This is a genomic window from Pseudomonas sp. M1 (genome assembly GCF_022760135.1).
Lineage (GTDB): Bacteria > Pseudomonadota > Gammaproteobacteria > Pseudomonadales > Pseudomonadaceae > Pseudomonas > Pseudomonas citronellolis.
This window is the reverse complement of the sequence record NZ_CP094343.1, coordinates 644,005-669,029: the sequence shown is the minus strand read 5'-3', so window position 1 is coordinate 669,029 and position 25,025 is coordinate 644,005. Positions and strand designations below refer to the sequence as shown.

Annotated in this window: 24 protein-coding genes and 1 tRNA gene; 11 read left to right on the top strand and 14 right to left on the bottom strand. The window is 69.2% G+C overall.

Annotated elements, in window-relative coordinates:
• Window positions 1-45: 45 nt before the first annotated feature.
• Window positions 46-342 (bottom strand): hypothetical protein, encoded by a 297-nt coding sequence (locus PM1_RS02855; protein ID WP_024128107.1) that lies wholly within the window; start codon window positions 340-342, stop codon window positions 46-48.
• Window positions 343-522: 180 nt separating this feature from the next.
• Between PM1_RS02855 and PM1_RS02850 the strand changes: the two genes are divergently transcribed.
• On the top strand, window positions 523-780 hold the full coding sequence (locus PM1_RS02850) for a hypothetical protein (RefSeq protein ID WP_024128108.1): 258 nt from the start codon (window positions 523-525) through the stop codon (window positions 778-780).
• Between the two features lie 34 nt (window positions 781-814).
• Here PM1_RS02850 and PM1_RS02845 read toward each other — a convergent pair.
• The 8 genes from PM1_RS02845 to PM1_RS02810 all read right to left on the bottom strand — a co-directional run bounded on the left by PM1_RS02845 (window position 815) and on the right by PM1_RS02810 (window position 10,632).
• Window positions 815-910 (bottom strand) — tRNA-Sec (locus PM1_RS02845).
• 82 nt (window positions 911-992) lie between these two features.
• Window positions 993-2,918: a selenocysteine-specific translation elongation factor gene (gene selB, locus PM1_RS02840; protein WP_009613251.1), complete on the bottom strand. Its 1,926-nt coding sequence runs from the start codon at window positions 2,916-2,918 to the stop codon at window positions 993-995.
• Complete coding sequence (gene selA, locus PM1_RS02835; RefSeq protein ID WP_009613252.1) at window positions 2,915-4,321, bottom strand: L-seryl-tRNA(Sec) selenium transferase; 1,407 nt, start codon at window positions 4,319-4,321, stop codon at window positions 2,915-2,917. The genes selB and selA overlap by 4 nt, the downstream gene beginning before the upstream one ends.
• A gap of 95 nt (window positions 4,322-4,416) precedes the next feature.
• Entirely contained in the window at window positions 4,417-5,349 is a 933-nt protein-coding gene (fdhE, locus tag PM1_RS02830; protein WP_009613254.1) for a formate dehydrogenase accessory protein FdhE, read from the bottom strand.
• Window positions 5,350-5,534: 185 nt separating this feature from the next.
• Window positions 5,535-6,161, bottom strand: coding sequence for a formate dehydrogenase subunit gamma (locus tag PM1_RS02825; protein WP_009613255.1), 627 nt, complete (start codon window positions 6,159-6,161; stop codon window positions 5,535-5,537).
• Window positions 6,162-6,242: 81 nt separating this feature from the next.
• Window positions 6,243-7,175: a formate dehydrogenase subunit beta gene (fdxH, locus tag PM1_RS02820; RefSeq protein WP_009613256.1), complete on the bottom strand. Its 933-nt coding sequence runs from the start codon at window positions 7,173-7,175 to the stop codon at window positions 6,243-6,245.
• Complete coding sequence (gene fdnG / locus PM1_RS02815) at window positions 7,172-10,267, bottom strand: formate dehydrogenase-N subunit alpha (RefSeq protein ID WP_150131470.1); 3,096 nt, start codon at window positions 10,265-10,267, stop codon at window positions 7,172-7,174. The genes fdxH and fdnG overlap by 4 nt, the downstream gene beginning before the upstream one ends.
• A 170-nt stretch (window positions 10,268-10,437) precedes the next feature.
• Window positions 10,438-10,632 carry a hypothetical protein gene (locus tag PM1_RS02810; protein ID WP_009613266.1) on the bottom strand — a complete coding sequence of 65 codons (195 nt, stop codon included), beginning with the start codon at window positions 10,630-10,632 and terminating at the stop codon, window positions 10,438-10,440.
• A 197-nt stretch (window positions 10,633-10,829) separates the two neighbouring features.
• On the opposite strand from PM1_RS02810, the gene PM1_RS02805 reads away from it, so the two are divergent.
• The 3 genes from PM1_RS02805 (at window position 10,830) to PM1_RS02795 (ending at window position 13,763) form a co-directional block, all read left to right on the top strand.
• Entirely contained in the window at window positions 10,830-12,857 is a 2,028-nt protein-coding gene (locus tag PM1_RS02805; RefSeq protein WP_009613267.1) for an NADPH-dependent 2,4-dienoyl-CoA reductase, read from the top strand.
• Between the two features lie 325 nt (window positions 12,858-13,182).
• Entirely contained in the window at window positions 13,183-13,461 is a 279-nt protein-coding gene (locus PM1_RS02800; protein WP_009613268.1) for a type II toxin-antitoxin system RelE/ParE family toxin, read from the top strand.
• A 14-nt stretch (window positions 13,462-13,475) separates the two neighbouring features.
• A complete protein-coding gene (locus PM1_RS02795) occupies window positions 13,476-13,763 on the top strand; it encodes a HigA family addiction module antitoxin (RefSeq protein ID WP_009613269.1) in 288 nt (95 codons plus the stop codon).
• 246 nt (window positions 13,764-14,009) lie between these two features.
• Here PM1_RS02795 and PM1_RS02790 read toward each other — a convergent pair whose 3' ends face one another.
• On the bottom strand, window positions 14,010-14,444 hold the full coding sequence (locus PM1_RS02790) for a hypothetical protein (protein ID WP_009613270.1): 435 nt from the start codon (window positions 14,442-14,444) through the stop codon (window positions 14,010-14,012).
• A gap of 89 nt (window positions 14,445-14,533) precedes the next feature.
• Here PM1_RS02790 and PM1_RS02785 point away from each other — a divergent pair, with 89 nt between their 5' ends.
• The 5 genes from PM1_RS02785 to PM1_RS02765 all read left to right on the top strand — a co-directional run bounded on the left by PM1_RS02785 (window position 14,534) and on the right by PM1_RS02765 (window position 18,840).
• A complete protein-coding gene (locus PM1_RS02785; RefSeq protein WP_009613271.1) occupies window positions 14,534-14,983 on the top strand; it encodes a DMT family transporter in 450 nt (149 codons plus the stop codon).
• Between the two features lie 155 nt (window positions 14,984-15,138).
• Window positions 15,139-16,383 carry a DUF1835 domain-containing protein gene (locus PM1_RS02780; RefSeq protein WP_009613272.1) on the top strand — a complete coding sequence of 415 codons (1,245 nt, stop codon included), beginning with the start codon at window positions 15,139-15,141 and terminating at the stop codon, window positions 16,381-16,383.
• 46 nt (window positions 16,384-16,429) lie between these two features.
• The gene (locus tag PM1_RS02775) at window positions 16,430-16,867 is read left to right on the top strand and encodes a YkgJ family cysteine cluster protein (RefSeq protein ID WP_009613273.1); all 438 of its coding nucleotides are present in this window, start codon (window positions 16,430-16,432) and stop codon (window positions 16,865-16,867) included.
• 52 nt (window positions 16,868-16,919) lie between these two features.
• Complete coding sequence (locus PM1_RS02770; RefSeq protein ID WP_009613274.1) at window positions 16,920-18,269, top strand: MATE family efflux transporter; 1,350 nt, start codon at window positions 16,920-16,922, stop codon at window positions 18,267-18,269.
• Window positions 18,270-18,381: 112 nt separating this feature from the next.
• Window positions 18,382-18,840: a DUF2214 family protein gene (locus PM1_RS02765; protein ID WP_009613275.1), complete on the top strand. Its 459-nt coding sequence runs from the start codon at window positions 18,382-18,384 to the stop codon at window positions 18,838-18,840.
• On the opposite strand, the gene PM1_RS02760 is transcribed toward PM1_RS02765, so the two are convergent.
• Window positions 18,837-19,670, bottom strand: coding sequence for an arylamine N-acetyltransferase family protein (locus PM1_RS02760; protein ID WP_009613276.1), 834 nt, complete (start codon window positions 19,668-19,670; stop codon window positions 18,837-18,839). The genes PM1_RS02765 and PM1_RS02760 overlap by 4 nt on opposite strands.
• A complete protein-coding gene (locus PM1_RS02755) occupies window positions 19,667-20,410 on the bottom strand; it encodes an NAD-dependent epimerase/dehydratase family protein (protein ID WP_009613277.1) in 744 nt (247 codons plus the stop codon). Before PM1_RS02755 ends, PM1_RS02760 begins: the two co-directional genes overlap by 4 nt.
• A 185-nt stretch (window positions 20,411-20,595) precedes the next feature.
• On the opposite strand from PM1_RS02755, the gene PM1_RS02750 reads away from it, so the two are divergent.
• Window positions 20,596-21,156 carry an NADPH-dependent FMN reductase gene (locus PM1_RS02750; RefSeq protein WP_009613278.1) on the top strand — a complete coding sequence of 187 codons (561 nt, stop codon included), beginning with the start codon at window positions 20,596-20,598 and terminating at the stop codon, window positions 21,154-21,156.
• Window positions 21,157-22,089: 933 nt separating this feature from the next.
• On the opposite strand, the gene PM1_RS02745 is transcribed toward PM1_RS02750, so the two are convergent.
• Both PM1_RS02745 and cbpA read right to left on the bottom strand, forming a co-directional pair.
• Entirely contained in the window at window positions 22,090-22,392 is a 303-nt protein-coding gene (locus tag PM1_RS02745; protein ID WP_009613279.1) for a chaperone modulator CbpM, read from the bottom strand.
• Entirely contained in the window at window positions 22,389-23,339 is a 951-nt protein-coding gene (gene cbpA / locus PM1_RS02740) for a curved DNA-binding protein (RefSeq protein WP_009613281.1), read from the bottom strand. Before cbpA ends, PM1_RS02745 begins: the two co-directional genes overlap by 4 nt.
• A 125-nt stretch (window positions 23,340-23,464) precedes the next feature.
• On the opposite strand from cbpA, the gene pdxR reads away from it, so the two are divergent.
• Entirely contained in the window at window positions 23,465-24,883 is a 1,419-nt protein-coding gene (gene pdxR, locus PM1_RS02735) for a MocR-like pyridoxine biosynthesis transcription factor PdxR (protein ID WP_009613282.1), read from the top strand.
• Window positions 24,884-25,025: the final 142 nt, after the last annotated feature.

Sequence of the window (25,025 nt, the reverse complement as noted above, 5' to 3'; positions counted from 1 at the left end):
ATCCTACGGGTGCGGCAGCCAGACGTTCGCTCCCAGCCGGCCGCCTTACGAGTCGGATGAGTCCGCGCGCGTCCCAGGCGAGGAGCTTCGATCAGCCCCCTCCTCTTCATAGCCAGGGCTCGTCTGGCCAATCTCTGGCATTACCTCCCCCGTCAAAATCCACCAGCGAAACTGAGGAAATACCTTGGCGATGGCCAGGATTTCCTCTTCCTTGATCTCCCGGTTTTTCGAAGGGTTCTTCAGGTTGCTCCAGGTGTACCGGCTAATGCCTGTCATTTCCTCAAGCTTGGGGAGGCGTATGTCTGTCCACGAGAGAATGGTTATGACGCGCTCTTTGATCATAAGAAATTCATCTATATAAGCTATAGCCAAAATGACTCAAGCCAAATAGGATCAATTTTGACTAGAGCTAAATTGACTCGAGTTAAATCAAAACACCACCTCGAATAGTGCAGTAAAGGCTGAGCATGTGGAAGTACTCACAGCCTGGTCGCACTAGGCATCTCACGGATGAAATTCGCGATGATCAAATTCGACGCTTCTACTGCCATGGCTATGTTGGGCAAGACCATCGATGTGGACGTTCCCCTGCACGAGGCACCCTACCGGGAAAGCTACCGCGTGCGCATCGTAGGGGTAGCACTGACGCTGGAGGATGAACGCCCCTACTTCCTGGTCCGCGATCCAAAAGACCCACGACGTTTTCCGGAAGAGCTGTTATGGAGCGATATCCACAGCCTGCAGGTAATCGACGACAAGGCGACAGCCAGCGAAACCTGAAAGTTATCGCAGCAAAGACAGAAGTGGAGGGAAGTGGCGGAAGGCAGTGAGAGTCGAACTCACCCAGGAACGGCTGCCGTCCCCCACCGGGTTTGAAGCCCGGCCACGCCACCGGGCGTGATTGCCTTCCGTGTTGGCTTGCGCCTTTGCGCCAGAGAGTGGCGCTTGGATGTTGCCATCTTTGTGTCGACGCTGGCCACAGCCTGCGGTTGTCATACCTCCGAATTTTCCGCGGCCTGCAGCGTCAGCGCCGAATCCTCCCGAACCCTTCTCTCATTGCCGAACCGCCGGGTAAAGCCGATGCGGTCGAAGTATTCCAGTAGCTGGATGCTGCGCTTGCGGCCTATGCCGATGCGGTCGCGGAAGGCGGCGGCGCGGATCAGGCCTTGTTCGGTGTGGAGTTGCAGGGCTTGTCGGGCCAGTTGGCGGAGGGTTTCGTCGGGGTAGAACAGGTCTTTCACCACCTGGTGCAGTTGGCCGAGGCGGGCGAGTTTGCGCAGCAGCAGGCGCATGGCGGCTTCGTCGACTTGCAGTTCGCGGGCCAGGTCGCGGGTCCAGGGCGGGTCGTAGGCGCCGGCTTGCAGCAGGGGGCGGATGCGTTCGCGCAGGGCTTCGTCTTCGGCGCCCAGTTGTACGCGGTGGTCCGGCAGGTGCAGCCAGGGGCCGCTGCTTTCCACGGTTTTGCCGGCCAGGGCCTGTTCCAGCAGGGCGATGAAGATCGGGCGTTCCAGTTGTGGGAAGGCGTAGCGGCGCAGGCGGTCGCGGTCGGGGCCGAGTTCGTCGGGTTGTTCGGCGTGGAAGCGGGCCAGGGCTTGCAGCAGCTGTTCGCCCAGGGCGTGCCAGTGTTCGGCGGTGAACAGGCGCGGGCCGCCGCGGGTGGGGATTTCCACCAGTTCGGCGGGCAGTTGCCAGCTTGCCCGGGGGCGGTTGAACTGGCGGGCCAGCAGTTTGGGGTCCAGGCCGTGGTCGGCGTGTTGCAGCAGCACCGGCAGGGCCTGTTCCAGGCCTTCGCCGCGCAGGGCCTGGAGTTGTGCCAGACGCTCCGGGCTGCGGCGGTTGCGGGCCGGGGCGAAGGGGTCGAGCACGCGGCCGCCGCCGAGGGTGCGTTGGGCGGATTGGTCGCGCAGCACCAGGCGGTCGCCGTGCACGGTTTGCACGGGAGCGTTCAGCACAAGCTGCGCGAAGGCTCTTTCGCCCGGCGCCAGGCGTTCGTCTTCCAGCAGGGCGACGCGGCCGGTCACGTCCTGGGCGCCCAGGTGCACGTGCAGCGGCGTCCAGTGGGCCAGGGCGCGGGGTTCGCCGGGGAGCAGTTGCAGGTCGATGTCGATGCGGGTGGTGGGTGCGTGCAGTTCCGGCGTCAGCAGCCAGTCGCCGCGTTTCACCTGGTCCGGGCCCAGGCGTTCGCCGGCGATGTTGACCGCCACCCGCTGGCCGGCGTGGGCCTGTTCGGCTACGCGGTTCTGGGCGTGCAGGCCGCGCACGCGCACCGGGCGGCCGGCATTGCCGAGGAGGAGTTCGTCGCCCACCTTCACGCTGCCGGAGAAGGCCGTTCCGGTGACCACCAGGCCGGCGCCGCTGACGCTGAAGGCGCGGTCCACGGCCAGGCGGAAGCCGCCCTGGCTGGAGCGCTCATGGACCTCGCAGGCGGCCTTGGCCAGGGCCTGGCGCAAAGCATCTACACCCTCCCCCGTGACGCTGGAAACCGGGTAGACCGGCGCGCCGGCCAACGGCCCCGCGGCCAGCAGACTTTCCACTTCGCCGCGGGCCTCGGCCAGGCGCTGCGGGCTGACGCGGTCGGCCTTGCTCAGGGCCACCAGGGCGCGGGGGATGCCGAGCAGCTCAACGATAGCCAGGTGCTCGCGGGTCTGCGGCATCACGCCGTCGTCGGCGGCCACCACCAGCAGCACCAGGTCGATGCCGCTGGCGCCGGCCAGCATGTTGTGGACGAAGCGTTCGTGGCCGGGCACGTCGATGAAGCCGGTCAGCGCGCCGTCGCCGAGGTCGGCATAGACGTAGCCCAGGTCGATGGTGATGCCGCGTTCGCGCTCGGCCGGGCGGCGGTCGCCTTCCACGCCGGTGAGGGCGCGCAGCAGGGCGGTCTTGCCGTGGTCGATGTGCCCGGCGGTGCCGACGATCAAGCCTCGCCCTCCGCCAGCAGCGGCAGTTGCGCGAGGAAGGCGGCCTCGTCGTCGAGCTGGCGCAGGTCGAGCCACAGGGTGTCGTCGTCGATGCGCCCGAGCACCGGGATCGGCAGGCCGCGCAGGCGTTCTTCCAGTTCGCGCAGGGCGCGGCCGCGCAAGCGCTTGGAAGCTTGCGGGCGCAGCGCCAGGGCGGCGCTGGGCAGGCGCGCCACCGGCTGGGCGCCGCTGCCGATCATGCCCAGGGCGGCTTCCGCGCTTACCGCCCAGCCGGCGCCCAATTGCGCGGCGAGCAGCGGCGCCAGGCGCGCGGCCTGGGCCTGGATGTCGACCTGCGGGCGGCTGAGCAGGCGCAGGGTGGTCAGGCGTTCGGCCAGGCGGTCGGGGTCGCGGTACAGGCCGAGCACGGCTTCCAGCGCGGCGAGGGTCAGCTTGTCCACGCGCAGGGCGCGCTTGAGCGGGTTCTTCTTGATCCGCCCGATCAGTTCCCTGCTGCCTAGGATGAGCCCGGCCTGGGGGCCGCCGAGGAGTTTGTCGCCGCTGAAGGTGACGATGTCGGCGCCGTCCTTCAGGGCTTCCTGCACGGTCGGTTCCTTGGGCAAACCCCAGCGCGTCAGGTCCACCAGGGTGCCGCTGCCCAGGTCTTCCAGCAGCGGCAGGTCGTGAGCGTGGGCGATGGCCGCTAGGTCGCGGGTGGCGACGCTGGCTGTAAAGCCCTGCACGCTGTAGTTGCTAGTGTGCACGCGCATGAGCAGGCCCGAGCGCGGGCCGATGGCGGCTTCGTAGTCCTTGGCGTGGGTGCGGTTGGTGGTGCCGACCTCGACCAGTTTCACCCCGGCGCGGGCCATGATGTCGGGGATGCGGAAGGCGCCGCCGATCTCGATCAGTTCGCCGCGGGAGATGATGCCTTCCTTGCGCGCGCCCAGGCTGTTGAGCGCCAGCAGCACGGCGGCGGCGTTGTTGTTGACCACGGTGACCGCCTCGGCGCCGGTCAATTCGCGGATCAGCCCGGTGATGAGGTCGTCGCGGTCGCCGCGCTTGCCGCTGGCCAGGTCGAATTCCAGGTTCAGCGGGTAGCGCGCGGCCATTGTGATGGCTTCGATGGCTTCGTCCGGCAGCAGGGCGCGGCCGAGGTTGGTGTGCAGCACGGTGCCGGTGAGGTTGAACACCCGGCGCACGCGGCTGGCATGGTGCGCGGCCAGGCGTTCGCCGGCGCGGCCGGCGAGCACCGCTTCGCTCAGTTCCACGGCGGCGAGCTGGCCGTGGCGGGCCGGCTCGCGCAGTTCGTCGAGCAGGTCGCGCAGGGTGCCGAGCAGGGCTTCGCGGCCGTAGCGCTGTTGCAGGGGGGCGCAGGCCGGGCTGCGCAGCAGGCGGTCGATGGAGGGCAGGCGGGCGGAGGTCATGCGCGGTCCTGTCTGGTGCTTCGAGGGTTGGGAGGCGATGGGTATCGTCGCGGGCTCCTCAACCCATCCTACGGGGGGTCTGGATGCAGTCTAGGTCAGTCTGCGCCGCCGGGTGACAGCAGCAGGTTGGGCGCGCTGCGCAGGTAGCCCTCTTCGGCCAGGCGGATATCCAGGGCCAGGCTAGCGAGGTCGTCGGCCTGGGGCTCGGCGGCTTCGTCGTGCTCCAGGTAGCACTGCTTGAGGTAGGCCTGGCAGTTGGGGCAGACCTCCGCGCGCAGCGGGGCGTGGATGACCTCGCGGCCGTCGTGCTGCTGGGACAGGTAGAACAGGCCCTTGCTCTGTCGGCAGTGGCTGCACTTGATGCGCACGTAGTGCCACTGGCAGGAGCACAGCGAGCAGGCCAGGTAGCGCAGGCCGTTGTATTTGCCGCGGTTGTGGATGACGCCGGCCACCGGCGGCGAGCCGCAGGCCGGGCAGAGGGTCTGTTCCTCGCGCTCGCTGAGCAGGCCTTCGGGCAGGCGCAGCAGCCAGTGGCTGAAGGCGACCTGCAGGGTGGCGCCGAGGAAGGGCACCAGGGCCGCCGGCAGCAGGTCGAACTGGCCGTTGAGCAGGGCCAGGGCCCAGGCCTTGCGCTGGCCGGCGTCGGCCTTGCGCAGTTGTTGCAGGGCATCGGCGATGGGGCTGGCCGGGCTGGTGGCGAAGGCCTGCAGCAGCGGGTCGAGCAGCGCCAGCCAGGCGCCTTCGCGCACCAGCACTTCGAAACCCAGCGGCGGCATGCCGTGTTCGACGCTGCGGCGCAGGGCGGCTTCGTCGGGCATGGGCAGCGGCGGTGGGTTGTCGAGCAGGTGCTGCTGGATGTCGCAGAGTTCGGCCAGCAGGTTCAGGTAGTCGCCCAGGGGGTGGCCTTCGGCGAGCTGGCGCAGGCGCTGGCCACGCTGGGTGAAGAGTTGCGGCGAGGGCAGCTTGAGGAAGGGGGGGATGTTGGCGGCAGCTTCGATCTGGCCGGGTTCGAGGATTTGGCCTGGCACGCAGGACTCCTTGGTCGGTGGTTTCAGGGATGGGGCGAATCGTCTGGATCAGCCGCCTTTCCCTCTCCCTGGCCCTCTCCCTGAAGGGAGAGGGGATTGTTCGGTGCATGGGTTGGATTACTGTGCTCGTCCCATTGACGGGTATCGCTGCGCTCAACGCCATCCTACGGGGGGTGTGGGCCCGGTCAATGGCCCTCGCCCTTGTCCACGCTTTTCAGCCAGGCGGCGTGGTGCTTGCGCGCCCAGGCGCGGCTGACCCAACCATAGAGCATCGCGCCCATGGAGCCCTTGACCCAGATGCCGGCGTAGATATGCACGATGATGCTGCTGATCAGCACGAAGGCGGCGAAGGCGTGCAGCAACGCGGACAGGCGGATGACCTCGATGCCGAACCAGGCGCTGAAGTACTGGCGCCAGATCACCAGGCCGGTCGCCAGCAGCACCAGCATGCACAGCAGCAGGGTCCAGAACAGCAGCTTCTGCCCGGCGTTGTAGCGGCCCACCGCGGGGAGGTTCTCCTCGTGGTTGCCGACCACGTCACGCCATTGCTTCAGCCATTGCACGTCGCTGCGGTCGAGCAGGTTGTGGTGGGCGAAGCGCAGCACCAGGCCGAGGAAGAACACGAACATCGCCAGCCCCAGGAAGGGGTGCAGGATGCGCGTCCAGGGCCCGCCGCCGAACAGGCTGCTGAGCCAGAACAGCGCCGGGTGGAACAGCGCCAGCCCCGACAGGCCGGCGAGGATGAAGAAGATCGCCACCAGCCAGTGGTTGCTGCGCTCGTTGGCGGTATAGCGTTGGATGTCTTTTTTCATGCTGGGCTCCTCTGAGGGCCGACGAGCGCCCTCTCCCCATCCCTCTCCCCGAAGGGAGAGGGGGCTGTTCGGTGCATGGGCTCAACGCGGGTCGCGCGGGTCATAGCGGTGCACCGAAGGGTCGACCTTGTGTACCGGCGCCTCCGGGTCCGGCCCCGGTTCCTCGTCCTCTTCCGTGCGGTTGGGGCCGATGCGGGTGTAGTGGAAGAACCCGGCGAGCACCACCGCGCCCATGGCCAGCAGGCCCAGCGGCTTGGTGATGCCCTTCCACAGGCTGACCAGCGGGCTGATGGCCGGCTTGTCGGGCAGGCCGGCGTACAGCGAGGGCTGGTCGTTGTGGTGCAGCACGTACATCACGTGGGTGCCGCCGACGCCTTCGGGGTCGTACAGGCCGGCGTGCTCGAAGCCGCGCGACTTGAGGTCCTCGATGCGTTCGGCGGCGTGCTCCTTCATGGCGTCCTTGGTGCCGAAGACGATGGCGCCGGTCGGGCAGGTCTTCACGCAGGCCGGCTCCATGCCCACGCTCACGCGGTCGGAACACAGGGTGCACTTGTAGGCCTTGTGGTCCTTCTGCGAGATGCGCGGGATGTTGAACGGGCAACCGGTGATGCAATAGCCGCAGCCGATGCAGTGGTCCTGGTTGAAGTCGACGATGCCGTTGGCGTATTTCACGATCGCCCCCGGGCTCGGGCAGGCCTTCAGGCAGCCCGGCTCGGCGCAGTGCATGCAGCCGTCCTTGCGGATCAGCCATTCGAGGTTGCCGGCCGGGTTCTCGTGCTCGGTGAAGCGCATCACCGTCCAGGAATCGGCCGTCAGGTCCAGCGGGTTGTCGTACACCCCGTGGTTGTGGCCCACCTCGTCGCGCAGCTCGTTCCATTCCGAGCAGGCCACCTGGCAGGCCTTGCAGCCGATGCACTTGGACACGTCGATGAGCTTGGCCACTTCCTGCTGGTTGCGCACCGAGGGCATCGGCGTGGTGGTGGCCGAACGGGCACTGATGTCTTGCGTGCTCATGCCTCACCTCCGCTGATTTTCTCGACGTTGACCAGGAACGACTTGAACTCCGGCGTCTGCGTGTTCCCATCGCCGACGAAGGGCGTCAGGGTGTTGGTCAGGTAGCCGTTGCGCGCCACCCCGGCGAAGCCCCAGTGCAGCGGGATGCCGACGTGGTGCACGGTCTTGCCGTCGACCTGCAGCGGGCGGATGCGCTTGGTCACCACCGCCACGGCCTTGATGTAGCCGCGGTTGGAGGAGACCTTCACGCGGTCGCCGGCAGCGATCCCCAGTTCCTTGGCCAGTACCTCGCCGATTTCCACGAACTGCTCCGGCTGGGTGATCGCGTTCAGCCGGCAATGCTTGGTCCAGAAGTGGAAGTGCTCGGTGAGGCGGTAGGTGGTGGCCGCGTAGGGGAACTCGTCGGCCTTGCCGAAGACTTCCATGTCGTTCTTGAACACCCGCGCGGCCGGGTTGCTGGTGGCCTTGGGGTTGTCCCTGTGCAGCGGGTTGATGCCGATGGGCGTCTCGAACGGCTCGTAGTGCTCGGGGAAGGGCCCTTCGGCCATCTTGTCCACGGCGAAGAAGCGCGCCACCCCCTCGGGGTTCATGATGAACGGGTTCATGCCCGCTTCCGGCGGCACGTCGGGCTTGTAGTCGGGCACGTCGGTGCCGCCCCAGGCCTTGCCGTTCCACCACACCAGGCGTTTCTTCACCGGGTCCCACGGCTTGCCGGCAAGGTCGGCCGAGGCGCGGTTGTAGAGGATGCGCCGGTTGGCCGGCCAGGCCCAGGCCCAGCCGAGGGTCTGGCCCATGGCGTAGGGGTCGGCGTTGTCGCGGCGGGCCATCTGGTTGCCCTGCTGCGTCCAGGAACCGGCGAAGATCCAGCAGCCGCTGGCGGTGCTGCCGTCGTCGCGCAGCAACGCGAAGCCGGGCAACTGCTCGCCGGCCTTGGCCAGGACCATGCCGTTCTTCGGGTCCACCAGGTCGGCCAGGGCCTTGCCGTTGTACTCCTTGGCCAGCTCTTCGGGGCTCGGGTCGTCCGGGCGCTGGTAGGGCCAGTCGAGGCCGAGGATGGCGTCGGGGAACTTGCCGCCCTCCTTCGCGTACAGCGTGCGCAGGCGGTGGTACAGCCCGGCCATGATGGCGATGTCCGGCCGTGCCTGGCCCGGCGGCTCGCCGCCCTTCCAGTGCCACTGCAGCCAGCGCCCGGAGTTGACGATGGAGCCGTCCTCCTCGGCGAAGCAGGTGGTGGGCAGGCGAATCACCGTGGTCTGGATCGACTTGGTGTCGACGTTGTTGAAGTCGCCGGCGTTACGCCAGAACTCCGAGGTCTCGGTGGCCAGCGGGTCCATGATCACCAGCCACTTGAGCTTGGCCAGCGCGGCGCCGACCTTGCCCTTGTTGGGGAACGAGGCAATGGGGTTGAAGCCCTGGCAGAAGTACCCGTTGACCTTGCCCTGGTACATCATGTCGAACACCCGCAGCACGTCGTAGCCGGCGCCGGGCATGTCGAGCTTGGGCAGCCAGTCGAAGCACCAGTTGTTCTCGGCCGTGGCGGCCTTGCCGAACCAGGACTTCATCAGGCTGACGTGGAACTTGCTGTAGTTCTGCCAGTAGGACAGTTGCCCCGGGCGCAGCGGCTTGGCGGTGCGCTTGGCGATGTAGGCGGCGTAGTCCTGCTCGGCGTCCATGGCCAGGGTCAGGTAGCCGGGCAACGAGTTGGACAGCAGCCCCAGGTCGGTCAGGCCCTGGATGTTGGAGTGCCCGCGCAGGGCGTTCATGCCGCCGCCGGGCATGCCGATGTTGCCCAGCAGCAGCTGCACCATGGCGCCGGTGCGGATCATCTGCGCGCCCACCGAGTGCTGCGTCCAGCCCAGGGCGTACATGATGGTCATGGCCTTGCCGGGGGCCGAGGTCTCGGCGATCTCGGCCCAGACCTTGAGCATCATGTCCTTGGGCGTGCCGCAGATGTTGCTGACCACGTCCGGCGTGTAGCGGCTGTAGTGCTGGCGCAGCAGGTTGAACACGCAGCGCGGGTGCTGCAGCGTGGGGTCGACCTTGGCGAAGCCGTCCTCGCCGCGCTCGTAGTTCCACGCGGACTTGTCCGGGTAGCTGCGCTTCTCGGCGTCGTAGCCGTTGAACAGGCCGTCCTCGAAGCCGAAGCCTTCCTGCACGATGAAGGCGGCGTCGGTGTAGTGCTCGACGTATTCCTTCTGGTACTTGCCGTTCTCGATCAGGTAGCTGATCAGGCCGCCGAGGAAGGCGATGTCCGTCCCCGTGCGGATGGGCGCGTAGTAGTCGGCCACCGAGGCCGAGCGGGTGAAGCGCGGGTCCACCACCAGCAGGCGCGCCTTGTTGTGCGCCTTGGCCTCGGTCACCCATTTGAAACCGCAGGGGTGCGCCTCGGCCGCGTTGCCGCCCATGATGAGGATCAGATCGGCATTCTTGATGTCGGTCCAGTGGTTGGTCATGGCTCCACGGCCAAACGTCGGGGCAAGACTTGCCACCGTCGGGCCGTGTCAGACACGCGCTTGGTTATCGAACCCCAGGATGCCGAGGGAACGCACCACCTTGTGGGTGATGTAGCCCGCTTCGTTGGAAGACGCCGAGGCGGCCAGGAAGCCGGTGGTCAGCCAGCGGTTCACCGTCTGGCCCTGCTCGTTCTTCTCGATGAAGTTGGCGTCGCGGTCGTCCTTCATCAGCCGGGCGATGCGGTCCAGCGCCTCGTCCCATTCGATGCGTTTCCACTCGCTGGAGCCGGGCTCGCGGATCTGCGGGTACTTCAGGCGGTTGGGGCTGTGGACGAAGTCCAGCAGGCCCGCGCCTTTCGGGCAGAGGGTGCCGCGGTTGACCGGATGGTCGCCGTCGCCCTCGATGTGAATGATGTTCTGGGTGACGTTCTTGGCCGCGTCGCCCTGGCTGTACATGAGGATGCCGCAGCCTACCGAGCAATAGGTGCAGGTGTTGCGCGTCTCGGTGGTGCGTTCGAGCTTGAAGTGGCGGATCTGTTCGGCAAAGGCCTCCGGGGGCGTCATGCCGAGGGCCGCAAGGCTTGATCCTCCAAGGCCGACGGCGGCGACCTTGAAGAATTGCCGACGGTTCATATCCATCGTGCGTCTCCTGATCAGGCAAAGGGCGCCCAGTACCTGGCCAGGCGCCTCTGTTTAAAAGATAGCCAACCTGGCGCATTGCGCCAGGCAGCGCCAGCAGGCGCGGCCGAGCACTCTGCCTGAAAAGGCCGAGACGCTTCCCTGACCCAGGTCAGCCCAAGCAGGCCAGCTCAGCGGAAATAAAGCAGTACCTGCAAATCGGTACGCGAGGGGTAGGAACAGATCAGTTGGCCGTCGTCGCCCAGGCAGGAGGGCTGCAGGTCCTGGTTGACGCTCTCGTGCAGGCCCAGCAGGAACAGGCCCAGCAGCGCGGCTAGCAGATAGTGGCGGTAGTGCCGCAGGTGCTTTCTTCTTGTGCCGTTCATGACAACCTCCCGAGGAAGCCGGTCAGGGAACCGGGGGCGGCGAAAGCTGCCGCCCCACCGTTCCAGTGTGTGCCCGCTGCGCCAGCTGTCAAGCACGGCGGCTTGGCCCAAATGCCCGGCGCAGCCGTCAGCCGGGCCGTTCACTGGCGCCGCGCAACTTCCTATGGTGCGCTCATCGCCCTGCCGACGAAGCCAGCATGCACGCCACCGACGCCAGCCCCTACCCTCACCTGCTCGCCCCGCTGCGGATCGGCCCGCTGCAGCTGCGCAACCGCGTGGTCATGGGCTCCATGCATACCGGCCTGGAGGACCGCCTGTGGGACTTCGGCAAGCTCGCCGCCTACTACCGCGAACGCGCCCGCGGCGGCGTGGGGCTGATCATCACCGGCGGCTTCGCGCCCAACCGCGAGGGCTGGCTGCTGCCGCTGGGCAGCGACCTGACCGGCAGCCTGCAGGTGCCGGCGCACCGCCGCCTGACCCAGGCGGTGCACGCCGAGGGCGGGCGCATCCTGCTGCAGATCCTTCATGCCGGGCGCTATGGCTACCATCCGCTGGTGGTCTCGGCCTCGCCGCTCAAGTCGCCGATCAGTTGGTTCGCCCCGCGCGAGCTGTCCGAGCGCGGCATCGCCCGCACCATCGCCGCCTTCGGCCGCTGCGCGCGCCTGGCCCGCGCCGCCGGCTACGACGGGGTGGAAATCATGGGCAGCGAGGGCTACCTGCTGAACCAGTTCCTCTGCCCGCGCGGCAACCGCCGCCGGGACCGCTGGGGCGGCAGCCTGGAGAACCGCATGCGCCTGGCGCTGGAGATCGTCCGGCGCATCCGCCGCGCGGCGGGCGGGCGCTTCGTCATCGGCTTCCGTCTGTCGCTGCTCGACCTTGTGGAAGGCGGCAATACCTGGGACGAGGTACGCCAGGTGGCGCTGGCGCTGCAGGAGGCCGGCGTGGATGTGCTCAACAGCGGCTTCGGCTGGCACGAGTCGCGGGTGCCGACCATCGTCACCTCGGTGCCGCGCGCGGCCTTCGCCGAGGTGACCGCGCGCCTGCGCCGCGAACTGCGCATCCCGCTCATCGCCAGCAATCGCATCAACACCCCGGAACTGGCCGAGGCATTGCTCGCCAGTGGCCAGGCGGACCTGGTGTCCCTGGCCCGGCCGCTGCTGGCCGATCCGCAGTTCGTGCAGAAGGCCGCCGCCGGCCAGCCCGGGCGCATCAACACCTGCATCGCCTGCAACCAGGCCTGCCTCGACCACGCCTTCGCCAACCGCCGCGCCAGCTGCCTGGTCAACCCGCGCGCCGCCCACGAGACCGAGCTGCGCTACCGCAAGGCGCGCCAGCCCAAGCGCATCGCGGTGATTGGCGCTGGCCCCGCCGGACTCTCGGCGGCCTGCGTGGCGGCCGAGCGCGGCCACCGCGTCAGCCTGTTCGAGGCCGGCGGCGCGATCGGCGGGCAGTTCAACCTGGCCCGGCGCATCCCCGGCAAGGAAGAGTTCGGCGAAACCCTGCGCTACTTCGCCGTGCGCCTGGCCGAGCTGGGCGTGGACCTGCACTTGAACCGGCGCATCGCCCGAGGCGAGCTGCAGGGGCAGTTCGACGAGGTGATAGTCGCCACCGGCATCCGCCCGCGCCGGCTGCAGCTGCCGGGCATCGAGCATCCCAAAGTGCTCGGCTACCTCGACGTGCTGAACGGCGCGCCGGTGGGCCGGAAGGTGGCGCTGATCGGCGCCGGCGGCATCGGCTTCGACGTCGCCAGCTTCCTGCTCGCCGAACGCGAAGGCCCACAGCCGCTGGGCCAGTGGCTGGGCGAATGGGGCATCGACCTGGACAACAGCACACCGGGCGGGCTGCGCAGGCCCACGCCGATAACGCCGAAACGCCAGCTCTGGCTGCTGCAGCGCAAACCGGGCACGCCCGGCGCCGGCCTGGGCAAGACCAGCGGCTGGGTCCACCGCGCCCACCTGAGGCACCACCAGGTGCAACTGCTGGGCGGCGTGGAATACCTGCGCATCGACGACGCCGGCCTGCACATCCGCGTGGACGGCCGCGAGCAGTGCCTGGCGGTGGACAACGTGGTGATCTGCGCCGGCCAAGAACCGCTGCTGGAACTGCACCCTACCCAGGCCGCGGAGAACCTGCGCCACCACATCATCGGCGGCGCCCGCCTGGCGCGCGAGCTGGATGCCAAGCGGGCGATCAGGGAGGGGGCGGAGTTGGGGGCGAGGTTGTGAGGGGGGTGTTTTCGTTGGGGGGGCTTGGTGCGGTTCCGAAGAGCGCCCTCTCCCTAACCCTCTCCCTGAAGGGAGAGGGGACCGTTCGGCGTGCTTGATTAGTCCTGAGTCAGCCGGAAACACCTCCATGCCTTATTCCCAGCCGGCACGGACAAGCCCCCTCTCCCTTCAGGGAGAGGGCTGGGGAGAGGGAACGGTGGTGACCTCATGCACCGCCATGACCGGGAAACTCCGTTCGCGAGCAAGCTCGCTCCTACGAGAAGCGGCGCCATCCTACAAGCATCTCGGCTCAGGAAGCTGTAATCTGTTAGATTACAGTCCGGCGATGATCAGGAGCTTCCACCACAAGGGCCTGCGTGCCCTATACCTGCATGGGGATCATCGCGGCGTCAGGGCTGACCATGTGTCCAGGCTGCTGCGCATCCTTGCTGCCCTGGATGCCGCCAAGGACCCCAGGGAAATGGACCTGCCCGGTTATCGCCTGCACGGGCTGAAAGGCACGCTGCGGGGCTACTGGTCCGTCAGCGTCTCCGGCAACTGGCGGGTGATCTTCCGCTTCGAAGACACCGACGCGGAACTGCTGGACTACCTCGACTACCACTGAGCGGAGGGCTCGCCATGGCGATGCACAACCCACCCCACCCGGGCGAAATCCTGCGCGAGGATGTTTTGCCGGCCCTGTGCCTGTCGGTCACTGCGCTGGCCACGCACCTGGGTTTCAGCCGGCCGCACCTGTCCAAGGTGCTGCATGGCCGCGCGCCTATCAGCGCCGACCTGGCCTGGCGCCTGGAACAGGCCGGCCTTTCCAGCGCCCGGCACTGGCTGGCGATGCAGGCCGCCTACGACCTCTGGCAGGTCAGCCAGCAACCCCATCCGCCGATCCCCCGGCTGCAGGCGGTGGCGTAAAGAGGGAAATCCCGTAGGAACAATTATCTGCCGGCTGCACCAGGTGCATTTCGTAGGATGGGTTGAGCCTGCGAAACCCATGCGGTCACGGTGATGGGTATCGCTTCGCTCAACCCATCCTACAGGCTACGAAAAGCAGCGGCGCCTACAGGTGGCGTAGGGCGTATAACCGTTCGCGGTTATACGCCGCCTGACCTTGGCCCAAACACGCTCCGCGTTCAACCTCGAAGCGCCCGCCCCCGAACCTCACGGCGAAAACCCCATCGACCAAGGCATCTCCTCCGACTCCAGCAACGCCTTGATCGCCCGCAAATCCTTCTCCATCCACTGCGCATCGCGCTCGAAGGCGGCGTCGTCCATCGCCGGCTGGCGCAGCAGGGTCAGCTGCAGTTCGCAGCCGTCGCCGTTGGCGATCAGGCGCAGGGGGATGTGGATGGGCGGGGCGTCTTCCGGCAGCACGTCGTGGTCCAGCACGCCGAACGGGTTGCGTGGCGAGAAGCGCACCCGCAGCGGCCCCTGCGGCGTCTGCGCCAGCCAGTGGTCGGCGCCCAGCGGTTCGATGGCGCTGCACAGGCCCGAGGCCCAGCGCGGGAAGTTGCGCGGTTCGGCGAGGAAGTCGTAGGCCACCTGCCAGGGGCGCTCGATGCGCACGGCCAGGGTGCGGGAAGCGGAGGTGCCCATGGTTTCTCTCCTGGGAAGCGGGAGCGCTGCTCCGGTCTGGTGCATACTAGCCGGCTGTCCTTTTCGCTTCGACTGCCAAGGAGTCCCCCATGCCCACGCCACCCTGGTGGATGTTCGTCCTGCCGCTGATCGCCGGTACCTGCCTGCCGCTGCAGGCGGGCATCAACGGCCAGTTGGCCAAGCAGGTGTCCAGCGTGCTGGCCGCCGCGCTGATCTCCTTCTTCGTCGGCACCCTCGGCCTGCTGGTGCTGACCCTCGCCAACCGCGAGTTCCCCGGCGTGCCGGCACTGCGCTCGCTGCACTGGTGGCATTGGTGCGGCGGCTTCCTCGGCATGTTCTTCATCTTCATCGCCGCCTTCGCCGCGCCGCGGGTCGGCGCCCTGCTGTTCATGGTGCTGGTGCTGGCCGGCCAGCTGGGCATGGCCATGGCCCTCGACCACTTCGGCTGGGCCGGCTTCAGGGAGAACCCCATCAGCGCCCTGAAGCTGGCCGGCATCGCCGCCATCGGCGTGGGCATCTGGCTGATCCGCAAGGGCTGAGCGCCGGCATTGCCCGGCGCGGGCGCCGCCGCTATAGTCGGGCGACGGCGTCCACCACGCCACCGGTCCGCGGAAAGGGTTCGCCCAGGTGCTGCATCCGCCGACTTCCCATACGACTCCGGCCCGACAGCGGACCCGGCCCGAAAGGAGCTCGTATGTCCCCGACTTCCGGCCAAGACGGCCGTATCGACCTCGACCGCCAACGCCAGCACGCCAAGGCCCTGCTGCGCGACCTGCGCGCCGGCCAGGCGCAAGCCCTGCAACGCCTCCACGCCCAGGCCCCGCACGGCCTCGGCCACCCGCCGCGGCTGGCCGACTGCCAGTGGCTGCTGGCGCGGGAACTGGGCTTCGCCAGCTGGCCGAAACTCAAGGCCCACGTCGAGGCCATCGCCTTCGCCGCGCGCCACCCGGACTTCGCCAGCGGCGACGAAGCCGCCTGCCTGCACCTGCGCTGCGGCAACGACATCGCCCACAGCCTGGAACTCGCCGGCTTCCGCGGCGAGTTCCGCATGTTCGCCGACCCGCTGAGCATGGGCCCCGTGCCGGCGCTGCCGGAAGAAAGCTTCCGCCAGCTGCGCGCGGCCTTCGTCAGCCAGGCCTTCGACATCCCCGCGGCCGACGCCCTGCGCCGCACCCGGGACGAATACGCCCTGCTCGACCGCCTGCCCGAGCGCCAGCGGGTGGTGCTCTGGTGCGAGGCCGATGCCTACGACCAGTTGTTCCTGATCCGCGTGCTCGCCGGCCTGCCGCGCTTGCCCGAGCGCCTGGAGCTGATCGAGACCGACCGGGTGCCCGGCGTGCAGCGCTTCATCGGCATCGGCCAACTGGCCCCCGACCTGCTGGCCTGGCTCTGGCCGCAGCGCCGGCCGCTGGGCGAAGAGGCCCTGCTGCTGGCCCGCGAAGCCTGGGACGCCTACCGCCAGCCCTCGCCACAGGCCTGGGCCACGCTGGCCAGCAAACCGACACCGGCGCTGCCGCTGCTGGGCAACGCCCTGCGCCGCCAGTTGCAGGAGCTGCCCGACGCGCGCGACGGCCTGTCGCTGACCGAGCGCCTGAGCCTGGGCATAGTCGCCGAGCGCGGCGAGCTGCCCCTTGGCCGGGTGTTCGCCGAGCTGATGACACACCGCGAGCCGCTGCCTTATCTGGGCGACCTGATGTTCCACGTGCTGATGCGCCCGCTGATCGACAGCCCCACCCCGCTGCTGGTCGAAGCCGGGCCGCAGCTGCCCTGGGCCCAGCGCCCGGTGCGCCTCACCGCGCTGGGCCGCCAGGTGCTGGCCGGCGAGCGCCACGGCCTGGACCAGCTGGCCGCCGAGCGCTGGGTCGGCGGCGTGCGCCTGCGCCCGGGGCAACCGCACTGGACGCTGGACGACGGCCTGCAACCGCGTTGGCGCGGCTGAGCCGGCTTTTCGTCGAAAGGGCGCGCAATCCGCCGCCGAGGCCACTATGATTGCGCGCCCCGCAACGCACCGTGCCGCCGCCATGAGAAAACCGCCGCTGATCGCCAACGCCGAACTCGACCGCCTGGAAACCTGGGCGAAGTACAGCTCGGGCCTGTGCCGCGACTGCCACGCCACTTGCTGCACCATGCCGGTGGAAGTGCGCATCGGCGACCTCATCCGCCTGGGCGTGGTGGACGAATTCGAACGCGAGGAGCCGGCCAAGAACATCGCCAAGCGCCTGAGCAAGGAAGGCCTGGTCGAGCGCTTCAACCAGAAGAGCGGCATCTTCACCCTCACCCGCAGCAGCAACGGCGACTGCCTGTACCTGGACCGCAAGACGCGCCTGTGCACGGTCTACGCCAAGCGCCCGGACACCTGCCGCAACCACCCGCAGGTGGGCCCGCGCCCGGGCTACTGCGCCTACCGCAAGCGGCAGGCGTAAGACCGCGGGCGCTCCGGCCCCGCTATACTGCGGCGCTGCTGCGGAGCCTTGCATGAACCCACTGAGCGACGCCTGGCGCGATCGCCCGACCCACCGGCGGGTCTGGGCGCTGGCCGCGCCGATGATCCTGTCCAACGTATCCGTGCCGCTGGTGACCCTGGTCGACAGCGCGGTCATCGGCCACCTGCCCCACGCCCATCAGCTGGGCGCGGTGGCCGTGGGCGGCAGCCTGTACACCCTGCTGGTGGGCGTGCTCGGCTTCCTGCGCATGGGCACCACCGGCTTCGCCGCCCAGGCCGCCGGGCGCGGCGATGGCGGCGCGCTGCGGCGCATCCTCGGCCAGGGCCTGCTGCTGGCGATGGGCCTGGCCTTGCTGCTGGGCTTGCTGGCGCTGCCGCTGACGCCCGTGGCCATGGGCCTGATGAACGCCTCGCCGGAACTCGACGGCCTGGCCCGGCAGTTCTTCCACATCCGCCTGTTCGGCCTGCCCGCGGCCCTGGCCAGCTACGCGCTGATCGGCTGGCTGCTGGGCACGCAGAACGCCCGCGGGCCGCTGGCCATCCTGCTGACCACCAACCTGGTGAACATCGCCCTGGAGCTGCTTTTCGTGCTCGGCCTGGGCTGGGGCGTGGCCGGCGCCGCGCAGGCCTCGGTGATCGCCGAGTGGAGCGGCGCGGCCCTCGGCCTGTGGCTGGCCCGCGGCGCGCTGGGGCGCTTCCCCGGCGTGCCGGACTGGCGCCGCCTGCGCCGCTGGGTGAGCTGGGCGCCGCTGCTGATGGTCAACCGCGACATCTTCATCCGCAGCCTGGCGCTGCAGGGCGTGTTCTTCCTGGTGACCGTGCAGGGCGCGCGCCTGGGCGACGCCACCGTGGCGGCCAACGCCCTGCTGCTCAACGGCCTGATGATCACCTCCTACGCCCTCGACGGCCTGGCCCACGCGGTGGAGGCCCTGTGCGGCCACGCCATCGGCAGCGGCGACCGGCGCACGCTACGCCGCTCGCTGCTGGTGGCCTGCGGCTGGTCGCTGCTGGCCAGCCTGGCCTTCGTGCTGTTCTTCGGCAGCGCCGGGCACCTGTTCATCGCCCTGCAGAGCGACATCCCCGAGGTGCGCGCGGTGGCCGACCAGTACCTGCCGTACCTCGCCGTGCTACCCCTGATCGGCATGTGGAGCTACCTGCTGGACGGGCTGTTCATCGGCGCCACCCGCGCCCGCGAGATGCGCAACGCCATGCTCCTGGCCTGCGCCGTGAGCCTGCCGCTGGGCTGGCTGCTGCAGCCGCTGGGCAACCACGGGCTGTGGCTGGCGTTCCTCAGCTTCATGCTGCTGCGCGGGCTGATCCTCGCCGCCTACGCCTGGCGCCTGACGCGCCACGACGCCTGGGTCGGCCTACCCTCGGCCTGACTGGCAGGCGCCGCCGCCGCGCTCTAAAGTGCCAGGCGGCGCCCATGATCGCGCCGAGCACAACGAAGCCGTGGCGCAGACCACGGCCCACGCCTGACAAGGAACCGACGACATGGCTTCAGCCCTGGTTGCCTACCTGCACTTCATCTCCATCTTCGTGATGTTCGCCCTGCTGGTGCTGGAGCACCGCCTGTTCCAGCTGCCGCTGGACGCCAAGCGCGCCCGCAGCCTGGTGATCATCGACCTGGCCTACGGCGCCAGCGCCGGCGTCGTGCTGCTCACCGGCATCGCCCGCACCCTGTGGTTCGCCAAGGGCCTGGACTACTACCTGCACAACGCCGCCTTCCACGCCCTGGTCGGCCTGTTCGTGCTGGTGGCGCTGCTGTCCATCTATCCGACGCTGACCTTCCTCAACTGGCGCAACGCGCTCAAGGCCGGGCAGGCCCCGCAGGTCGGCGAGGCCCAGGGCCGGCGGGTGACGCTGGTGATCCGCATCGAGCTGCTGGCGATGCTGATCCTGCCGCTGCTGGCCAGCCTGATGGCCCACGGCATCGGCATGACCGGCAGCTAGAGCAGCCGCGCCAGGGGCTCGCGCAGGGCCTCGGCGGTGGCCGGCGGCAGGCGCAGGTGGAAGCGCCCGCGCAGCACCTCAATCAGCTCGTCCACATCGAGGATCCGCCGCTGCTCGGCGTTGCCCTTGGCATCGCGCCAGCCGAACTGGCCGTCGAGCAGGGTCAGGCGCCTGTCGCCCTCGCTGAGGGCTACCCGCAGGCTCTTGCGGAACACGCTGTCCGGGTGCGTCGAGGTGTACCAGTTGCGCGGCAGGTAATCGACCCAGTGCTGCGGTTGCAGGGTGAAGCGGTACAGCGCCTGCCAGCCGCTGGCGGCGTGCAGCGCCAGCTCCAGCTCGTCGCCGTCGTGGGGCGCGATGCGCCAGCCGCCGGGCAGCTCCTCGCCGATCACCAGCGGCAGCGGCCGCGGCGGGTTGGCGCCGCCGAAGCCAACATCCGCCAGGTAGGGCCCCTCGTCCAGCTCGATGCGCAGCAGCAGGTGGCTCTGCTGGGTGCGCTCGACCTCCGCCGGCATGCCCCAGCGCACCCGCGCCACCAGCAGGCTGATGCGGTAGCCGAGGCTGGCCAGCAGCCGGGCGAACAGGCTGTTCAGCTCGAAGCAGTAGCCGCCGCGGCCACCCTCGACGACCTTGGCGAAGACCGCCTCCGGCTCGATGGCGACGGGCCGCGCCAGCAGCACATCGAGGTTCTCGAAGGGCAGGTGGTGCAGCGCCGCGTCGACCAGGCGTTCCAGCGTCTGCAGGGTCGCGGCCGGCGGCTGCGGCGGCAGGCCGAGGCGCGCCAGACAGGCCTGCAGCTGCTGCGGGGTGAAGGGGGTGAGTGGCGTCATGGGGTTTCTCCTCGGGCCAGGCGGAAGCCCGGCTGCCAGCCGAGCCGGTGGCGCGCCAGCGCGGTGCTGACCTCGGTGCCCTGCTCCGCCAGGTTGTAGCACCCGGGCGCGCCCCACTCCAGCGCCAGCAACGCGGCGCGGGCGGCGTCGTCGACGTGCAGGGCCAGGCGCGGGTCGGGTTCGTCGCAGCCGGTGCCCGGGCCGTACAGGCGCCCGTAGCGCAGCACCAGGCCTTCCAGCGGCGCGGCGCCGAGCACGGCGTTCTCCAGCGCGGCGACGCCGCCGACGCTGATGGCGCGCGGGCCTTCGGCCGCAAGGTCCAGCGGCTGCCGCTCCTGGTGCGGCAAGGGCCCCGGCGCATAGGCCCAGGCGATGCTCTGCGCCACCAGCCGCTGCGCCCCGGCGGCGCGGGCGGCGGCCACCAGGTTGGCGGTGCCCTCGCGGCGCACCCGGGCATTGCGCGGCGCGGCCTCGGCCATGCGCGCCGGGTCCAGGCCGGGTGGCAGGTCGGTGAGCTGGTGCAGCACCCACTGCGGGCGGAATTCCAGCATGGCGCGCGTCAGCGCCGCGCCATCGAAGACGTCCAGCACCTGCGCCTCGGCGCCGGCCGCGCGCAGGGCCTCGGCCCGCGCCGGCTCACGGCTGCACGCCAGCACCCGGTAGCCGCGCGCCAGCAGCATGGGCAGCAGGCGCTTGCCCACGGCGCCGGTGGCGCCGGCGAAGAAGATTCTCGTGCACATGTTCGACCTCGTCTGGAGAGTGGATGGGGCCACTCTAGGGGCGCCATGGCACAGTCGACAGAGCCAAGAATCGATAAAAGAGCTGTGACATGACCGCGCGACCGATCCGCGCAGCGCTCCCGCGAATGCCACATTTCTCGTCTATAACGAAGGTTCCCGACTTCCCTCGCCACAAGGAAACGCCCATGAGCAAAGTCTTCGACGTCGCCGTGCTGGTCGGCAGCCTGCGCAAGGAATCCCTCAACCGCAAGGTGGCCCTGGCCCTGGCCGAGCGGGCCCCGGCGAACCTGAAGCTGGAGATCGTCGAGATCGGCCAGTTGCCGCTGTACAACGAGGACCTGGACGGCGACAACGCCCCGGCCGCCTACGCCCCCTTCCGCGAGCGCATCCGCCGCGCCGACGCGGTGCTGTTCGTCACCCCGGAATACAACCGCTCGGTGCCGGCGGCGCTGAAGAACGCCATCGACGTGGGCTCGCGCCCCTACGGCAAGAGCGCCTGGGGCGGCAAGCCGGGCGGCGTGGTCAGCGTCTCGCCGGGGGCCATCGGCGGCTTCGGCGCCAACCATGCGCTGCGCCAGTCCCTGGTGTTCCTCGACGTGCCCTGCATGCAGCAGCCGGAAACCTACCTGGGCGGCGCCGGCAACTTCTTCGACGCCGCCGGCAAGGCCAACGACCAGGTTGGGCCCTTCCTGCAGACCATCATCGACAGCTATGCCCGCTGGGTGGAGAAGATCGCCGGGGCCTGAGCCCCGCGCCGAGTCGAGCCGTTTTTGTAGGAGCGAGCTTGCTCGCGAACCACCTCCGCAGCGGGGATTGTTCGCGAGCAAGCTCGCTCCTACGAAGAGCATCATTCTCCTCGTAACGCGTCATCGTTCCAGGGCAACGGTGTGCCTTCCTGCCCACGAAATCGCGCGCAGGGCGCGCTCCTACATTGGAATGGTGTGGGTGGAGTGGCGTAGGAGCGGATCTCATCCGCGATCCGCGCCGATACCTCCGGCTATCGCGGACAAAGTCCGCTCCTACGGAGAGAAACACCGTGCTTTCCGGCAACCTGTAGGAGCGGGCCCTGCCCGCGATTTCGCGCGCAGGGCGCGCTCCTACAGGGGAATGGCGCAGGTGGGGCAGCGTAGGAGCGGATCTCATCCGCGAATCGCGCCGGGATGTCTGTGGCTATCGCGGACAAGGTCCGCTCCTACGGGGAGAAACACCGTGCTTCCCGGCAACCTGTAGGAGCGGGCCCTGCCCGCGATTTCGCGCGCAGGGCGCGCGAAGGGTGTTCACCGGTGATGTCGGTGTATTGGCTCGGCTCCTTTCCCCTCTCCCCAACCCTCTCCCTGAAGGGAGAGGGGGCTTGTCCGCGCCGAGAGAAGTGATGGTTTCAGCCGGAACCTTTGGCGTTGCCGGCTGACGCCAGAACACCCAGCCCTGCCCAACGGTCCCCTCTCCCTTCAGGGCGGGGCGCGCAGCCGAGGGTTAGGGAGAGGGGCGAGGTCAACCCGAAACACCGTAGCCACCGGGAAACGCCGTTCGCGAGCAAGCTCGCTCCTACGAAAAGCGGAAAAGCGGGAAAGCGGGAAAGCGGGAAAGCGGGAAAGTGCATAGGGCGGTGCCTGGGCCTTGCCCATCGCGGACGGAGTCCGCTCCTACATGGGGAATGCAGGGCGGACTCCCCCGCCCCTTCACTCTTCCTCGTAACGCGCCAGCCGCTGGCGCAGGCGGGCATTCTCGCCGCGCAGCTGCTCCACCTCGTCGAGCAGGCGCAGGGCCAGGGCGATGCCCGGCCAGTCCACCTCGAACTCGCGCTGCAGGCGCACCGCGCGGCGCACCAGGGTCAGCGACTCGACGCTGAACAGCCAGGTGTCGCCCCGCCGTTCCAGGGGCTCGACGATGCCGACCTCGACTATCTCCAGCAGCGTCTCGCGCGGCAGCCGCGCGCCCTCACAGAGCTCTTCCAGCTCCAGGCTCAGCAGTATCTCGCTCATGGCCGTTTACCCCACTGGCTGCGTGGATCGAAGGCCGCGCGGGCGGCCAGTTCTTCCCAGTGCTTGCGCGTCTCGCCCTCGGGCGCGCCCTTGGGCATCACCACCTTGAGCACCGCGTAGAGGTCGCCGGCGGGGTCCTCGCCCTTGCCGGCCAGGCCCTTGCCGCGGATGCGCAGGCGCTGGCCGCTCTGGCTGCCCGGCGGCACGCTGAGGGCGATGCGGCCGTTCAGGGTGGGCACCTCGATCTTGGCCCCCAGCGCCGCTTCCCAGGGCGCCAGCGGCACGCTGAGGACGAGGTCGCGGCCGTCGACGTCGAACAGCGGGTGCGGCGCCAGGCGGATGACCAGGTAGAGGTCGCCGGCCGGCGCGCCGCCGATGCCGGGCGCGCCTTGGCTCTTCAGGCGGATGCGCTCGCCGTCCACCACGCCCGGGGGAATGCGCACCTTCAGCGTCTTCTCCACGTCGGGCAGGCGCCGGCCCTGCTCGTCGTAGCTGGGCAGGCCGAAGCGGATCGGCTGCGGCTCGCCGGACTGGCTCTCCTCCAGGAACAACGGCACCTCCAGCTCGATGTCGCGGCCGCGTCTTTCCCGCCGGCGGTGCCCCTGCGGGCCGGCATGGGCGCCGAAGATCGACTCGAAGAAGTCGGAGAAGTCCTGCTCCTGGAAATGCTCGGCGCCCTCGAAGCCGCCGGACGGCTGCCAGCCCGGCGGCGCTTCGAAGCGGCCGCTCTGCTGGTACTGGCGCAACTGGTCGTACTCGGCGCGCTTCTCGGGGCTCTTGAGCACCTCGTAGGCCTCGGAGACTTCCTTGAAGTGCGCCTCGGCGTCCGCCTCCTTGCTGACGTCGGGGTGGTATTTGCGCGCCAGCTTGCGGTAGGCGGTCTTGATCGCCTTTTCGTCGGCGTCCGGCGCCACGCCCAGCGCCGCGTAGTAATCCTTGAAGTCCATCGCCTTGCTGCTCCCGGGGTCTGGAACTGCAAGCCTAGACGTTGGCGCGGCACTCGTCCGCTCGCGACGGCTGATTCGCGTCATGGCATAGTCATTTATCCACAAAGCCCGCAGCGAACCAGGCCATGACCGAGCCCCTCGCCCTGCGCCTGGACCCCGGCCTGGCGCAGCCGATCTACCGCCAGCTCTACGAGCGCATCCGCGAGGCCATCGCCCGCGGCACCCTGCGCCCGGGCGAGCGGGTGCCGCCGGTGCGCGGCCTGGCCAGCGAGCTGGGCGTGGCCCGCGGCACCGTGGAGCTGGCTTACCAGTTGCTGACCAGCGAAGGCTACCTGCTGGCCCGCGGCCCGGCGGGCACCGTGGTTTCGCCGCAACTGGCGGGGCGCAACGCCGAGCGCCCGGCGCGCCTGGCGCCGCAACCGGAGCAGGTGCTGCCCGGGCTGATCGCCCACGGCCCGCAGGTGCTGCCGCTGCAACTCGGCCTGCCGGCGCTGGACGCCTTCCCCAAGGCGCTGTGGTCGCGCCTGGCCGCGCGCCGCCTGCGCAACACCGCCGAGGTCGAGCTGGCCTACCCCGACCCTTGCGGCTACGCCCCGCTGCGCGAGGCGCTGGCCAGTTACCTCAACGTATCCCGCGGGATCGCCTGCGAGCCGGCGCAGGTGCTGATCTGCGCCGGCTACCAGGGCGCCCTGGACCTGATCAGCCGCCCCCTGCTGCAACCGGGCGACGCCTTCTGGCACGAGGACCCCGGCTACCCCCGCGGGCGCCAGCTGATGGCCGCAGCCGGCGCCAGGCCGGTCGCGGTGCCGGTGGACGCCGATGGCCTGTGCGTGGAACAAGGCCTGCGCCGCGCACCTGACGCCCGCTTCGCCCTGGTCACGCCCTCGCAGCAGAGCCCCACCGGCGTGGCCCTGAGCCTGCCACGGCGCCTGGCCCTGCTGGACTGGGCGGCCCAGGCCGGGGCCTGGATAGTCGAGGACGACTACGACAGCGAATACCGCTACGCCGGCTTCCCCCTGCCGGCGCTCAAGAGCCTGGACCGCCAGGGCCGCGTGCTCTACGCCGGCACCTTCAGCAAGGTGCTGTGCCCGGCCCTGCGCCTGGGCTACCTGGTGGTGCCGCCGCCGTTGCTGGAGCGCTTCGTGCGCAGCCAGCAGACCTTCGCCAACGGCTGCGCCGAGCTACAGCAGGCGACGCTGTGCGACTTCATCACGCAAGGCCACTTCGCCCGCCACCTCAAGCGCACCCGCACGCTCTACGCGCAGCGCCGGCAACTGCTGCGCACGGCCCTGGAGCGGCACCTGGGCAAGCGCATGAAATTCGCCGAGCTGCCCGGCGGCCTGCACCTGATCGGCCGGATCGACGGCGACGACAAGGCCATCGCCGCCCGCGCACGGGAAGCCGGCCTGGGCTTGCAGGCGCTGAACAATTGGTGTGTGGAAGCGCGCCAGGAACCGGCGCTGGTGATGAGCTTCACCAACGTGAAGGACGAAAGGCAGGCAACCGAATTGGCCAGGCGCGTGGCGCAGGTGATGGAGACGTAGGATGGGTTGAGCGAAGCGATACCCATCACCATGACCCGATGGGTTTCGCAGGCTCAACCCATCCTACGAAGAGCACCACGTCGGCGGGGTAACGGCGTATAACCGCGAACGGTTATACGCCCTACGAAGAGCGGGTCGTGCC